The sequence below is a fragment of the Bradyrhizobium sp. genome (assembly GCF_017881085.1).
Lineage (GTDB): Bacteria > Pseudomonadota > Alphaproteobacteria > Rhizobiales > Xanthobacteraceae > Bradyrhizobium.
This window is the reverse complement of sequence record NZ_JADGRI010000017.1, coordinates 1-14099: the sequence shown is the minus strand read 5'-3', so window position 1 is coordinate 14099 and position 14099 is coordinate 1. Positions and strand designations below refer to the sequence as shown.

13 protein-coding genes are annotated in these 14099 nt (G+C 62.6%); 6 read left to right on the top strand and 7 right to left on the bottom strand.

The window, feature by feature from the left end:
* Positions 1 to 81: 81 nt before the first annotated feature.
* Together QZ213_RS03210 and asd are read right to left on the bottom strand one after the other, a co-directional pair.
* Positions 82 to 867, bottom strand: a complete 786-nt coding sequence (locus QZ213_RS03210) for an NUDIX hydrolase (protein WP_291684605.1) — start codon at positions 865 to 867, stop codon at positions 82 to 84.
* 114 nt (positions 868 to 981) lie between these two features.
* Positions 982 to 1848 carry an archaetidylserine decarboxylase gene (asd, locus tag QZ213_RS03205; RefSeq protein WP_291684604.1) on the bottom strand — a complete coding sequence of 289 codons (867 nt, stop codon included), beginning with the start codon at positions 1846 to 1848 and terminating at the stop codon, positions 982 to 984.
* A gap of 35 nt (positions 1849 to 1883) precedes the next feature.
* Between asd and QZ213_RS03200 the strand changes: the two genes are divergently transcribed.
* Positions 1884 to 3548: an aminotransferase class III-fold pyridoxal phosphate-dependent enzyme gene (locus QZ213_RS03200; RefSeq protein ID WP_291684603.1), complete on the top strand. Its 1665-nt coding sequence runs from the start codon at positions 1884 to 1886 to the stop codon at positions 3546 to 3548.
* A 30-nt stretch (positions 3549 to 3578) separates the two neighbouring features.
* Here the strand turns inward: QZ213_RS03200 and QZ213_RS03195 are convergent, their stop codons facing one another.
* The 3 genes from QZ213_RS03195 to QZ213_RS03185 all read right to left on the bottom strand — a co-directional run bounded on the left by QZ213_RS03195 (position 3579) and on the right by QZ213_RS03185 (position 6115).
* Positions 3579 to 4217: a hypothetical protein gene (locus QZ213_RS03195; RefSeq protein WP_291684602.1), complete on the bottom strand. Its 639-nt coding sequence runs from the start codon at positions 4215 to 4217 to the stop codon at positions 3579 to 3581.
* A 124-nt stretch (positions 4218 to 4341) separates the two neighbouring features.
* Positions 4342 to 5013: a methyltransferase domain-containing protein gene (locus tag QZ213_RS03190; RefSeq protein WP_291684601.1), complete on the bottom strand. Its 672-nt coding sequence runs from the start codon at positions 5011 to 5013 to the stop codon at positions 4342 to 4344.
* Positions 5014 to 5059: 46 nt separating this feature from the next.
* Entirely contained in the window at positions 5060 to 6115 is a 1056-nt protein-coding gene (locus QZ213_RS03185) for a glycosyltransferase family 1 protein (protein ID WP_291684600.1), read from the bottom strand.
* Positions 6116 to 6408: 293 nt separating this feature from the next.
* Here QZ213_RS03185 and QZ213_RS03180 point away from each other — a divergent pair, with 293 nt between their 5' ends.
* From QZ213_RS03180 to QZ213_RS03170, 3 genes are all read left to right on the top strand, one after another.
* Complete coding sequence (locus QZ213_RS03180; RefSeq protein WP_291684599.1) at positions 6409 to 7098, top strand: L,D-transpeptidase; 690 nt, start codon at positions 6409 to 6411, stop codon at positions 7096 to 7098.
* A 122-nt stretch (positions 7099 to 7220) separates the two neighbouring features.
* The gene (locus QZ213_RS03175) at positions 7221 to 7703 is read left to right on the top strand and encodes a GIY-YIG nuclease family protein (protein WP_365884978.1); all 483 of its coding nucleotides are present in this window, start codon (positions 7221 to 7223) and stop codon (positions 7701 to 7703) included.
* Positions 7704 to 7938: 235 nt separating this feature from the next.
* The gene (locus QZ213_RS03170) at positions 7939 to 9507 is read left to right on the top strand and encodes a DUF4403 family protein (protein WP_291684597.1); all 1569 of its coding nucleotides are present in this window, start codon (positions 7939 to 7941) and stop codon (positions 9505 to 9507) included.
* A 92-nt stretch (positions 9508 to 9599) separates the two neighbouring features.
* Here the strand turns inward: QZ213_RS03170 and QZ213_RS03165 are convergent, their stop codons facing one another.
* Entirely contained in the window at positions 9600 to 9893 is a 294-nt protein-coding gene (locus QZ213_RS03165; protein ID WP_291684596.1) for a PepSY domain-containing protein, read from the bottom strand.
* A gap of 193 nt (positions 9894 to 10086) precedes the next feature.
* Positions 10087 to 10653 carry a hypothetical protein gene (locus QZ213_RS03160; protein ID WP_291684595.1) on the bottom strand — a complete coding sequence of 189 codons (567 nt, stop codon included), beginning with the start codon at positions 10651 to 10653 and terminating at the stop codon, positions 10087 to 10089.
* A gap of 166 nt (positions 10654 to 10819) precedes the next feature.
* Between QZ213_RS03160 and QZ213_RS03155 the strand changes: the two genes are divergently transcribed.
* Positions 10820 to 13474 (top strand): cation-transporting P-type ATPase, encoded by a 2655-nt coding sequence (locus QZ213_RS03155; protein ID WP_291684594.1) that lies wholly within the window; start codon positions 10820 to 10822, stop codon positions 13472 to 13474.
* Between the two features lie 55 nt (positions 13475 to 13529).
* The coding region (locus tag QZ213_RS03150; RefSeq protein WP_291684593.1) for an AI-2E family transporter at positions 13530 to 14099 on the top strand (570 nt) is incomplete at its 3' end.

The following is a 14099-nucleotide window of genomic DNA, read 5'->3' as shown; positions in this document are numbered from 1 at the left end:
AAGCAATAGCCTGCCTCGCACAGGCTCGCCGGATGGAGACCGGTACAACGATCCGAGCGCGGAACGCCTGTCGCGGCCGGGTCAGGCTGCGCGCCGCAACCAGTCCCGCACCTTCTGCACCAGATTGACGCGCCCGCCTCGCGCCGTTGCCGCCGTTTCGGAGTTACCGCATTGAGGCTCCATGGCTGGCATCGCCGGTGCCGCCGCGGGAATTTCTTCCGCAGACGGCGCCGCCACCACGAGCGCCGTTGAAGCAGCGGAGGTTTCCGCTTCGACAACATCGCTGTCGATCAGCGGACGCTGATCCTGAGCGTCCATCGACGGCGTCAGGTCGGGTTGCGGCGAAGCCGGTATCGGTATCGCCGGCGCGGCCGGAGGAGCCACGACCTGCCGGCGCCGGCGCTTTTCGGCAACCGGCTGCTTTTTCGCCTTGGCCGGCCGCGGAAGCCGGCTCAGTGCGGCCGCCTCCAGCGCGAGCGGTCCGACATTCTCAAGAAACGCGCGCTCGTAGCTGCGCGAGAGCCGCTCGACAGCGGCCTCGAGCGGCAGCCAGTCGACGGCCCTCACGTCGTCCATCAGCTCATAGGCTGGCCCGCCGCTGGTCTCCATGCGCCAATAGTGAACCACCTTGCAGCGCCCGCCCGACTCGTAAACCAGCGTTCCCAGGAATTCATGCACGCAGACGTCATGCCCGGTCTCTTCCAGAACCTCGCGCTCGGCGGCGTCCCGCGGCGCTTCGCCCTCGTCGAGCTTGCCCTTGGGAAGAACCCATTCGTTGCGCTTGCGCAGGCGTACCACCGCGATCTCAGGCGTTTCCGCCTGCCGCAGCACGATGCCTCCCGCCGCCAGAACCGGCGCTCGCGCCATCTCACATCCTCAAGCGTTTTCGAATCGCGTTTCGACCGCCCACTATCTAGTGAAGCGCGGCCGAAGAATCGAGATCGCCGCGCATGCTTTCCGCGACAATCGGCCAGGCAATATTCAGGAAGGCTTCCGCAGCAACGGCTCGCCGGCGCGGATCTTCGCGGAGGCCACGACGTTGTCGCAAAATTCAAAATGCTCCGGCGCGAGCACGATGATGGTCGAGCCGTGCTCGAACCAGCCGAGTTCGTCGCCCTTTTGGACGCCGACATCGCAGGGGAACACGACCGGGCCGGTGGTGTCGGCGTTGAGCAGGCGATCGAGGAAATGCAGCCGGATGCTGGCGACGAGAATCGCTGCGACCGGCACCAGCGTCAGGGCCTCGCCGGTGGCAAGGTGGGTCCGGATCACCGCGCGCTCGTTCTTGCAGAACAGTTTTTCGATCCGCTTCAAGGCGATCGGGTTGACGTTCCAGGTATCGCCGCTGATGAAATCGACCTGCTCGATCCGGCAATCGCAGGGAGCGTGGAAGCGGTGATACATGCTCGAGGTCAGCCGCAAAGTGATGAAGCGGCCGTTGCGGTGCGCCTCCACCAAAGCGGGATCGCCGAGCAGGTCGAGCAGCGAATAGGGCGCGCCCTTGACCTGAAACAGTTCGGTGTCGGCGATCGCGCCGAACGCGCCGATGATGGCGTCGCATGGGCTGACCACGACATTTGGGTCCGGATCGGGCGGGCGCAGGCCCGGCTTGAGCTCGCGGGTGAAGCAATCGTGCAGGCTCTTGAAATTCGTCTTGCGCGCCTCGGACAGATCGAGATCGGAGAACAGCCGCCAGCAGGCGATCGAGAGGTCGCGGATCACGGGCTGTTCGATCTTGCTGAACCAGCCCATGAACCGCGTCAGCGCCGCCCGCGGCACGCGGTTGGTCAGCAGGAAGTTAATGTCTTCCTGCTGCGTCAAAGCGGAGATAAGGCTTCGTACTGTCATGAATCTGTCAGCTGGACTGGATAGCGATTGACGACATGGATTCGCCCTTTCCGATTCTGTCTTTCGCCGGTGCCGCGATCGCCGGCACCGCCGCCGCCGTTCCCAAATTGCGGGCGCGGCTGGCGCTGTCGCGCGCCAAGCATCGCTCGCTGACCGGCCACGCCAAGATGTCGCGCCTGGTGGCGCGCCTGATCCCGTTCTACGAGTTCGACATCGGCGATTTCTTCAATTCCGACGGCGCGCCGGCCGAGGTGGCCACGCAACGCCAGGACGGCTTCTTCCGGCTCGCGAGCCTCTACCGGGAGCGCTTCGCCAAGGGCCGGGCGCTGACCTTGCAGGCCTCGGAACGAATCTCCGACCTGCAATTCACCGAAAGCTACCGGGTGCCGTTCCAGTACTCGAGGCTGGTGCGGGAGCATCTCGGCACCAGCGCCTTCGTGCAGTCGTCGGCAGGGGTCACGGTGACCGATCTCGACGGCAACGTATCCTACGACCTGACCGGCTCCTACGGCGTCAATATTTTCGGCAATGATTTCTACAAGGACTGCATCGCCAGGGCCGAGGCGCGGGCTCACGCGCTCGGCCCTGTGCTTGGGCCCTACCACCCCGTTATTGTCGACAACGTCAACCGGCTGTGCGCGATTTCGGGGCTCGACGAAGTCTCGTTCCACATGTCCGGCACCGAAGCCGTGATGCAGGCGGTGCGGCTTGCGCGCTACCACACCGGCCGCTCGCACCTGGTTCGTTTTGCCGGCGCCTATCACGGCTGGTGGGGCGACGTGCAGCCCGGCGTCGGCAATCCGATCGCGCCGCACGAGACCTATACGCTTGCCGAGATGTCGGAACGCACGCTGCGGGTTCTGCAAACGAGGCGCGACATCGCCTGCGTGCTGGTCAATCCGCTGCAGGCGCTGCACCCCAACGGCAATGCGCCGTCCGATTCGTCGCTGGTCGATTCTTCGCGAAGCGGCGGCTTCGACCGCGAAGCCTACGGAGAGTGGCTGAAGGCGCTGCGGCAGGTCTGCACCGAGCGCAACATTGTCCTGATCTTCGACGAAGTCTTCGTCGGATTCCGCCTCGCCGCAGGCGGCGCCCAGGAATATTTCGGCGTGCACGCCGACATGGTGACCTATGGCAAGAGCCTCGCGGGCGGGCTTCCGGTGGGCGTGGTCTGCGGCCGCAAGGAACTGATGCGCCGCTTCCGCGACAATCGCCCGGTCGACGTCTGCTTCGCGCGCGGCACCTTCAACTCGCATCCTTACGTGATGGCGGCCATGGACGAGTTCCTCACCCGGCTCGACGATCCGGCGTTTCGCAGCGTCTACGACGGACTCGACCAACGCTGGAACGCGCGGGCGCGGCAATTGAACGAGACGCTGGCCGAACACGATCTGCCGGTCCGTCTTTCCAACCTGTCGTCGATCTGGATGGTCCATTACACCTCACCGTCCCGCTACAATTGGATGTTTCAGTATTACCTGCGCGCCGAAGAACTGGCGCTGAGCTGGGTCGGAACCGGCCGGCTGATCTTCAGCCTGAATTACTCGGACGCTGATTTTGCCGAGGTGACGAAACGCTTCGTGGCCGCGGCGAAGAAAATGAAAGCGGACGGCTGGTGGTGGCGCGATGCGTCGCTCACCAACAAGAAGATCCGCCGGCAGATTCTCAAGGAGATGGTGACGCGACGACGGCCGCACTGATCGGGCGGCCGTCTTCGTATTCGAGTCCACTCAGGCGTGCTTCTCTTCGAGTTCCATTCCGTGCTCGATCAGATCGAGACCGGGATCGATTAGTTCGCCCTTCATCAGATACAGCGGCGCCTTGTAGTAGAGCTTGAGATCGCTGAAGGGGTCGGTGAGGATCTTGGTCATCCAGACGAGGCCGGTCTCGACGTCGCGGATGAAGAACAGGTGGACGGTGCGGAACAGCAGGCCGCCGATCCCGACCGCCAGCCAGACCTTGGCGACCTGGCGCATGAAATCCGCCGGCGAGGTCCAGGGCGAGAACATGCCGAACAGGGTCGGATCGAGGTACAATACCAGCGGCGACAATGCCCAGACCGTCATCAGCACGATCTTGCGGTTGAGATTGTAGCCGACCTTGATTTCCTCTTTGTGCTCGTGGGTCGCCTGATTGATGTGATCGTAACCCTTCGGCTCGAAGAAGAAATGACCCGCCTGCCTCGTGGTCATCGAGACCAGCCAGCCGATCAGCGCGGCCTTGACCGGGTCGACAAACATGAACGCATAGCCGACCAGGAAGCTGAACGCGCTGACGAAATGCAGCGACTGGTTGATGCGGCTGTGATGGTAGTAACGATGGTCATCCCACCGTTGCGTTCGCAATTGCTCGCGGAAGTTCTTGATCATGTTCTCCCCCAAAGGATCAGGTCGGGATCGTGATTAATGAGATTCGATGTCCGGCATGTGACGACATCATAATGACATATGACAGCTTGCGATGACGCGGCGGCCGAACGCCCGCCCGCTTGAGCTAGGCCGCGGCGGCGGTCTCGAGCTTGCGGAAGCGAACCAGCGAGAAGTGTCCGAGCGGGGGTACCGGGCGGCGCTCGACCAATTCCATCCCATGCGCGCCCGACAGCCACTGCGCGTAGCGCGACCAGGCAAATTCGGCCGTCCGAAACCCGAGCCGGCGAACCACCGGCTGCAGCTGCTGCTCTATGAAGCGGCGCATCCCGACATCGGCGCTGACCCGCGTCAGGATAATCAATTCACCGCCGGGCCGCAGCACGCGGGCGAACTCGTCGAGGGCCGCCTCCGGATTCGGCACCGCGGTCACGACATATTGCGCCATCACGACGTCGAAGGAATTGTCGGGAAATTCGAGCTTCTCGGCGTCCATGACCGCAAGACCCTCGACATGCTTCAGGCGGAGATCGGCGACCCGCCGCTTCGCCTTGCGCAGCATCGCTTCGGAGATATCGGTGCCGAAGATGCGAAGGTGCGGCGCGTATTGCGGCAACGAGATTCCGGTGCCGACGCCGACCTCGAGCACGCGGCCGCCAATCCGGTTGGTGGCCTGGATGGCAGCCTTGCGGCCTTTGCGGAACACCCCGCCGAACACGAGGTCGTAGACCGGCGCCCAGCGGTCATACGCCTGTTCGACCATCGCGCGGTCGAAGTCCAGTTTGATGATTTCTGCCATGATGATCTTCTCGCTGTTTCCGTTAATCCGATTAGCCTTGAACGAACTAGCCCTGCACCGCGCTTCTGTTCGCCACGCGACGCGCCGGCCGCAACGAACGGCTCGGCTGCAACGCGCTCAGATTGCCGATGAACTGCCGCGCGCTGTTTTCCCAGGAACGCTCCAGCGCGAAACTGCGGCAGGTTTCGCGGGACATGGCGAGCGCGCGGATGCAGGCGCTTCGCAAATCCTGATCCAGCGCGCCGATCGGATGGTCCGCGATCACGTCGAGCGGGCCCATCACCGGAAAGGCGGCGACCGGCGTGCCGCAGGCCAGCGCTTCGAGCTGCACGACGCCGAAAGTGTCGGTGAGGCTGGGGAAGACAAAGACGTCGGCCGCTGCAAAATGCGCGCTCAAGTCTCTGCCCTTCTTTTCGCCGAGGAATTTGACCTTGGGATAGCGGCGCTCCAGGAGCGCGCGCTGCGGTCCGTCCCCGATCACCACCTTGGATCCCGGCAGGTTCAGCGAAAGAAACGCCTCGAGATTCTTTTCGACCGCGACGCGGCCGACGGTCAGGAAGATCGGCCTTGGCAAATCGAGCTCGGCCGGCCCGTCGGGCCGGAACAGGTCGGTGTCGACCCCCCGCGTCCAGAAGCCGAGCTTCTTGAATCCGCGCGCGGAAAGCTCCTGCCTGAGCGAGGCGGTCGCGACCATGGTCATGGCGGCGGCCGAGTGAAAATGCCGCAGCACCGCGTAGCTGAACCATTCCGGAATGATCGAGCGCACCGCGATATATTCCGGAAAACGGGTCGTATAGGACGTGGTGAACGCAAGCTTGCGGCGGAGGCAATAGGCCCGGACCGCCCATCCGACCGGCCCCTCGGTGGCAATATGGATGGCGTCCGGCGACGCCGCCTCGATGCGGCGGGCGATCTCTCGCCGGTTCGGCCAGGCCACGCGCAGACCGGGATAGGTCGGCACCGCCATCGACGGAAACCCGTCGGGAGTCAGAAACTCGACCTCGGCGCCCAGCGCCGCGGCGCTTTTGGCCAAAGAAGTTAACGTGCGCACCACGCCGTTTACCTGCGGATGCCAAGCGTCGGTCGCGATCAATATCCGCATGAACGGGAAGCCCTGAGAGCGATTGATTCTCAATGGCAGACGTTCGGCTATGGATATTTCAGGCGTGTGACGTCATGGACGTGTTAAGCGGCCTTTTTCGCGGTTCCGGGGTTTTTCGCGCTCCCCGAACGACACATTGACGAAATATTTCCTTACCGTGACGAAACCATTTTGCGGTTTCGACGCAAACGTTCTGAAACCGCCGCCCTGTACTGATCGTCCCCAACGAAGCGCCAAAACGGCGCCAGCGCCCTGACGGAGGCGCACAAACAGAGTTTCAGCAGGGGGCGACCATGTTCAATCCGGACGCATTGACGCGCAATTCCCGCCGTGCCGCCGCCTTCGGGGCGCTCGCCCTTGCCGCGGTTGGATTTTCCGGCGCCGCCACCGCCGCGCCGCTGCAGCTGTTTCCCTTCATCCTGACGCCGCCGGCGCCGATGGCCCAGCCGCCGGTGCAGGCCGCCCCCTCGGAGGACGAAGGCACCGTGGCCGAGTTGCCGGCGCGGCTGAGGCGACAGATCGTCAGTTACGCCACCCGCGAAGCCCCCGGCACGCTCGTCATCGATACCCCCAACACCTATCTTTATTATGTGCTCGCCGGCGGCCAGGCGATCCGCTACGGCATCGGCGTCGGCCGCGAGGGCTTCACCTGGTCGGGCGTGCAGTCGGTGACCAGGAAGGCGGAGTGGCCGGACTGGACCCCGCCCCCGGAGATGATCGCGCGCCAGCCCTATCTGCCGCGCCAAATGGCTGGCGGCCCCGGCAATCCGCTCGGCGCGCGCGCGATGTATCTCGGCGGCACCGTGTATCGCATTCACGGCACCAACGCGCCGGGCACCATCGGCACCCATGTTTCGTCGGGCTGCATCCGCCTCACTAACGAGGACGTCACCGATCTCTATTCACGGGTGAGTGTCGGCACCAAGGTGATCGTGCTGCCGATGGACCGCCGCGCCGACAATGCGGACGGCAGGCGCGGCTGACAGACAACCCGGGCAACTTCATGCCGGAAAGATGGCGCGGTCTCCGCGCCATTTTTGTTTCTGGCTGGAAACAAATTCCGATGTCGTCCCTGCAAGCGTCTACCGATTTTTGAATTGACAGGATGTCCGTTAGCTTCATCCTTCCAAGTCGTGCAGATATCGGAGACCTCATCCTGAGGAGCGCGCTCTTGCGCGCGTCTCGAAGGATGGCCGCGTGGGCTCGAAGGAGCGGCGTCTTCGCCGCGTCTCGAAAGGACCTGGCGGGTACTGGAATGGCAGACGGAGCTTGGCCCTACATCCTTAGATGTTCCGACGGAAGCTACTACGTCGGAACCACTCGGACGTCACTCGAAATTAGGGTAGCCCAGCACAATGCCGGAACATTCAAAGGCTACACCGTGACTCGAAGACCCGTGGAGCTGATCTTCTCACAATGGTTTGATCGCATCGCCGATGCGATTGCAAACGAGCGCAAGTTGAAGAAATGGAGTCGCGCAAAGAAAGAGGCACTGATCCGTGGTGATTTCGAAGCGCTGCCCCAATTGGCAAAGCGCAAATCCCCTCATCCTTCGAGACGCCCGCCTGCGCCGGGCTCGTCAGAATGACCCAACCTACCTGGTCAAGGAATAGTGACCTCATCCTGAGAAACTTGCGAAGCAAGCGTCTCGAAGGATGGATGCAACACGGGGACTCGCGGCCATCCTTCGAGACGCGCGCAAGAGCGCGCTCCTCAGGATGAGGTCGGAGATATTCTAACGGACTCTCAGGATGGGGTAGGAGTGGTCTGGCGCCGCAACCACCCGGCCTGTAGACTCCTGCTTGAATCAATCCGGGGGGACGATGCGGCCGGCGGTGAGCCTCAAGACCATCCTGCTTGGGACCGCGGTGGTCCTGGTTTCGTTTTTCGTCAGCCTGAAGGCGATGGACTGGGTCGCCCCGCGCGGCAGCGGCCCCGCGCCGGTGCTCGTCGAACTGCCGCCGCTGCCGCCGGTGTCGCGACGCTCATTCGTGCTGGCGCCGGTCGCGATCGCGCTGACCGCGATACGCGACGCCGCCGATCGCGCCGCGCCGCGCAGCTTCGCCGGCAAGGCCGACAATCCGGTGTCGCAGATCCTGCAGAACGCCGACATCGGCTGGACCGCATCGCGCGGCCCGATCACGGCGACCGGCGGCCAGGACGTGCTGTCGCTGGCAACGCCGCTGACCGGAAAACTCGACGTCACCGGCTCGCTGTCGTCGAAGGCGACCGGCGCGGTCGGCGACGCGCTCGACGGGCTGTTGGGCGGCGGTCTCGGCAAGAAGATCGGCAGCGTGAACATCAAGTCGCTCAACGCCAGCGCCGAGATCAAGGGCAACGTGGTCTTCACCGCGCGTCCAAGGCTCGCCGCCGCCTGGCACCTCGAGCCGAACCTGGCGGCGCAGGTGACGCTCGGCGACAGCAGCCTTGTCGTGGCCGGCGCCCGCGTCAACGTGCCGGCGCAGGTCAAACCCTTGATCGACAAGAACGTCGCCGACCAGGTCACGGCCGTGGAGGCGCGGCTGCGCAACGACCGCAGCTTCGAGCAGAGCGCGCGGACGCAATGGGCCAAGGCCTGTCGTTCCATACCATTGCAGGGTACCGGCGGCGGCTCGACCTTGCCGCCGCTCTGGCTGGAACTGAAGCCGACGCGCGCGATCGCGGTGCAGCCCCGCGTCGATGCCGTGGCGGTCACGGTGACGCTCGGCATCGAGGCGGAGACCCGCATCACTTCGGCGGAGACCAGGCCCGACTGCCCGTTCCCCGCCAAGATCGACATCATCCCGCCGGCGCCGGGCGGAGTCGTCATCGGCGTGCCGATCGACGTGCCGTTCACCGAGCTCAACAAGATCCTGGAGGCGCAGTTCGCAGGACGGACTTTCCCCGAAGACGGCTCCGGCCCGGTCGCCGTCACCGTGAAGCGCGCCTCCGTCGCCGCCTCGGGCGACCGGCTGTTGATTTCGCTGTTGGTGAACGCCAAGGAGAAGAAGAGCCTGTTCGGTTTCGGCGGCGAGGCCACCGTCCATATCTGGGGCAAGCCGATGCTCGATCAGGCGCAGCAGACGCTGCGGCTCGGCAACATACAACTGGCCGTCGAATCGGAAGCCGCGTTCGGATTGCTCGGCGCCGCGGCCCGCGCGGTGATGCCGCGCCTGCAGCAGGCGCTGGCGGAGAAGGCCACCATCGACCTCAAGCCGTTCGCGACCAATGCGCAGAAGAAGATCGCCGCCGCGATCTCCGACTTTCAGAAGAACGAGGACGGCGTGCGGGTGACGGCCGACATCACCAGCCTGCGGCTTGCCGACATCGCCTTCGATTCGAAGACGCTGCGCGTGATCGCGGAAGCGCAAGGCGCGATCAATGTTTCGGTGAACCAATTGCCGGGGCTGTGAAGCCGGAGCTTTGGTCCGCCCGCCGGCCGTTTGCGCCCTGCACCGCGTCGACACCCACAGCTCTCAAGCACGCAGAGCACTTCGAAAAGCGCTCATTTCGCGGGCGGTACCGCAGGAACCTCGGCTGGCACGATGTCGCCGGTAACCGGGTTGAAGTATACCTCGACCAGCTTGTTCGCCTTGTTGGAGCCGTAGATTTCGTAGCAGGACTCCGTCACCTTGAACGATCTGATTTTTTGATAGCCGAGCGCAGCGATCCTGGCCTTGATCGCTTCTTCCGACATCCATTTTGCCTTCGGCTCGGTGGTGCACGTCGGATTGGCATAAGCGGCCAACGGCACAATGACCGCGCCTGCAAGAACAAGGCTGAATGCAATGATGCGCATGATGTTTCCTCCTGGTAGATCGGCCATTCTACCTGCGTGAGACGCCTGTGATCGAAAGGAACTAAGCGACGGCAGCTTCCGAATCGCATTGATCGAAATCAACGTTCCCGAAGCTCGTGTAGTAATGGGTGGCGGCGTGCGCGGGTTCCCTCCATAGCCTTCAGACCGTTAACGATCGCGCAAGGAGCCGGGGTCAGGGTCCCGAGGGCGCCCGAGCAGGGTACGGTCTTAGCTCGACAGTTGCCGCCGCAAGACGGCGATACAGGTCTCTTCTGCGTGCGAGCGGCAGCCAATCATACAGGAATATTTCGAGGGGACGCCAGTTTGCGACCCAGCCAAGAATCAGGAAACTTTCTTCGACAAGGCGTCTGAACGGGCTCTCGACCAGGTAGCCACTTGCGAGATGCGCCGACAGCAAGCAGGCGATCAGGATCGTGACGCCGATCCCGAGGGAGCGACGGCCGATCCGAAACAGCTCCTTGGTTTCGCGTTGCGTAGCGTTGGCGTGATCCGAAAAATATCGACGGAATGCCTCCTCCAGTTCGCGCGCCGCCTTCGTTTGCGCCTCGGCTTCGGGGAAGTGAACAATGATTTTTATGGTACGATCAGCGGCCAATTCGCGGGCCCAACCGACGATAAATTCTTCTGCCTCTTTGTCCAGATCGCGTTCCCGGAACGGAAACGGGTCCAATGTATGAAATAGCTGCGCGATATTATCCACACGCAGCTCGATCAGATCCTCAGAGGCGGTTTCAGTCATCGCGCGACCGGATGTTTGACGCCCGAGCCAAGTCCATGAAGCAAGATCATCGTAGCCTGTACCGATCGAGATTAATTGCGATAACGCAAGAAGGATCCATGAGATTAGGCATTAGAGTAGAAGCGTGCATTGCTGGAATGTCACGCGTCAAAGGATGCTTGCGAGAATGAAACGCATTCGGCTCGATACTCCGCATGGCCGGAGCGCCACCGAAGTACTCGCTGCCTTGGATGTGTCTTTCGCGTCCGGTCTTTCCGAGCAAGAAGCGGAGCAACGCCTCGCGGTTTACGGAAAAAACACAATTGGCTCGCGGCAAAAAGTCGCACTGATTTCCGTTCTAGTGCATCAATTGAAGAGCCTGGTGGTTGCACTGCTCGCCGTCGCTGCTGCGGTCGCATTCTACTTTCGGGAATGGGAGGAAGGCGGCGCAATCGTTGGCGTCCTGATTCTGAATACCGCGATCGGCTTCGTAACGGAGTTCAAAGCCGTCCGGTCGATCGAGGCCATCAGAGCCATGGGAAGCCGTTCGGCCAGGGTGCTCCGAGGAGGGCAGACGCGCCCGATTCCGGCAGAGCGCCTGGTTCCGGGAGACATCGTCCTGCTCGATGCAGGCGATGTTATTTCGGCGGACTTACGAATCGTGGACGCCGCCGACCTCGATGCGGATGAATCGACGCTCACCGGCGAGTCGATGCGGGTCGCCAAATCGACCGATCCAGTCAAGACGGAAGCCCGTGTAGCCGATCGCACGTCGATGCTGTTTAAGGGGACCAGCATTACCCGTGGCAGCGGTACCGGCGTGGTCGTCGCGACCGGCATGGACACCGAATTGGGTCACATCTCCAAGCTGGTAGCAGAGGCAGAGACCGAGGCGTCGCCCCTTGAGAAGAAGCTCGCATTGCTTTCCGGGCAACTTGTATGGCTCACGCTCGCCCTGACCGCGCTCATCGGTGGGATTGGACTGCTGCAAGGCAAGGACGCTTTCCTGATGGTCGAAGCCGCCATTGCGCTCGCCGTCGCGGCGATCCCGGAGGGTCTACCGATCGTCGCTACGCTCGCGCTGGCGCGCGGGATGTGGCGGATGGCGCGTAAAAACGCCTTGGTCGAACGTCTGTCAGCGGTTGAGACGCTTGGTGCAACGACAGTCATCCTCACCGACAAGACCGGAACGCTTACAGAAAACCGCATGACGGTCCGGAGGATCTGGCTTTCCTCGGGCGAGTTGAGCGTGGGAGAACGCCGCTTTGAACCCGCTGACGGAAGTGCACCCCTTCGGCCGGACACAATCGCTGAACTCCAATGCCTGCTCAAGATTGCAGTGCTTTGCAACAACGCGACGTTGGGGGATGTTCCGACCGAGGACAGCGGTGATCCCATGGAGCTCGCTCTGTTGCGTGCAGGCGGACTTGCCGGTCTTGATCGTCGTGTGCTGTTGAACGAAACGGCAGAAATCAGGGAGCACGCCTTTGATACCGCCAGAAAGATGATGGCGACCGTGCATCGTCATGGCGATAGCTATCTCTACGCCGTAAAGGGGGCGCCCGAGGCCGTGCTCGCCCACGCTACACGAATCGCCGGCAAGGAACGCGAGGTCCCGCTCGATGACAGGGCGCGCAACGAGTGGCTCGCGCGCGTGGCCGCACTTGGCACCAATGGCCTCCGCGTGCTTGCCTTTGCCAAGCGCACCCAGTCACGCTCTGATGACCCGGCCTTTGAAGCGTTGACCTTTCTTGGCCTCGTTGGCCTTGAGGACCCCCCGAGGGTCGATGTGCCTGACGCGATAGCTGCATGCCACACAGCGGGCATCAGGGTGATCATGATCACGGGCGACCATTCGGTCACCGCTCGCAGCATTGCCAGACTTGTGGGTCTGGGTGGCGAGGCGCCGCGTATCGTCGAAGGCCATGAACTGGCCAGCCTGGACGGCAAGGTCAGCGAACAATTTCTTCAGGCCCAGATATTTGCGCGCGTGAGCCCCACTGAGAAGCTTGATCTCGTACGCTCCTATCAAGCCGCGGGCGAGATCGTTGCCGTGACCGGAGACGGAGTCAATGACGCGCCGGCGCTGCGCCAGGCCGATATCGGCGTTGCCATGGGGCTCAGAGGCACCGACGTGGCGCGCGAAGCGGCTGCGATGATCCTGTTGGACGACGCCTTCCCGACGATTGTTGAGGCGATCCGGAACGGGCGGGTCATCTTTGGTAATATCCGCCGCTTTGCGACCTATCTTCTTTCCTGCAATCTCGGCGAGGTCTCGATCGTCGGCATTGCAATGATCTCCGGGTTGCCATTGCCGCTTCTTCCTCTGCAGATCCTGTTTCTGAATCTTGTTACGGACATCTTCCCGGCCTTTGCCCTCGCCATGGGCGAAGGAGATAGGGACATTTTGAAACGTCCACCGCGCGATCCGAAGGAGCCGATTCTTGGCCGGGCCCAGTGGCTCGCGATCATGCTGTACGGCTCCACGCTGACCGCCGCAACGTTCGGAGCGCTTGCCTTGGCTCATTTCGGACTTGGGCTGGATCAGCAAGCAACGGTGACGGTTACATTCTTGACCCTGGCTTTCGGCCAGCTCTGGCACGTTTTCAACATGCGCCATGAGTCGTCGCGATTGGGCCTGAATGAAATCAGCCGGAATCCGTGGATATGGGCGGCGCTTTCGCTTTGCGCCGGCGTTCTGCTGGCGGCGGCTTATGTCCCAAGCCTGTCTTTCATGCTTCATATGGTGGCGCCGGACATCAGGATGTGGGGAATTATATTCGCGATGAGTACCGCTCCCTTACTCGTTGGGCCGATCATAAGGTACATTGTTCGTCAATAGTGAAGGACGCGGCAGGCATGAACGTTTGGATGATGACGACGTTTCGGAATGCTTCATGACCGGAAGCAGCATGCCTGACCGTTGGACGATTTCGAACATTGTTTTGACGCTGGCGGTCGTCGGCGGATTGATACTCTGTTACTTTCTCGCCATTCCGTTTCTTCCCGCGATCATCTGGTCGGTCACCCTGGGCGTGCTCTTCTCTCCTCTGGATGCGAGGATCAGACGGTCCATCCGCCCCGCGAGCCTCTCCGCCGCCGCGACTGTCGCGATCGTGGCGCTCATCGTCGTTGTCCCTGGCATTTTGGTAATCGGCTCGCTTCTCAACGAAGCGGCCAAAAGCGTGACAGTCATCAGCCCGATGCTGGACGCAGAGCGTTGGACACAATTGCTCGATAATCACCCTCGCCTCGCACCGGCGCTGCGCTGGATCAACGAGCGCCTGGACCTGCCCGACCTTGTCAAGGCCTCTCTTTCCTGGGTCGCCGGATGGAGCGGCTCGATTGTCCGCGCTTCGGTCGAGGGTGCGGTAGGCCTGCTTTTGACATTCTATTTCCTGTTTTACATTCTCCGGGACCGGGAGAAGGCGATTGCGCTGGCGAAAGAGACGCTACCGCTGTCGGCT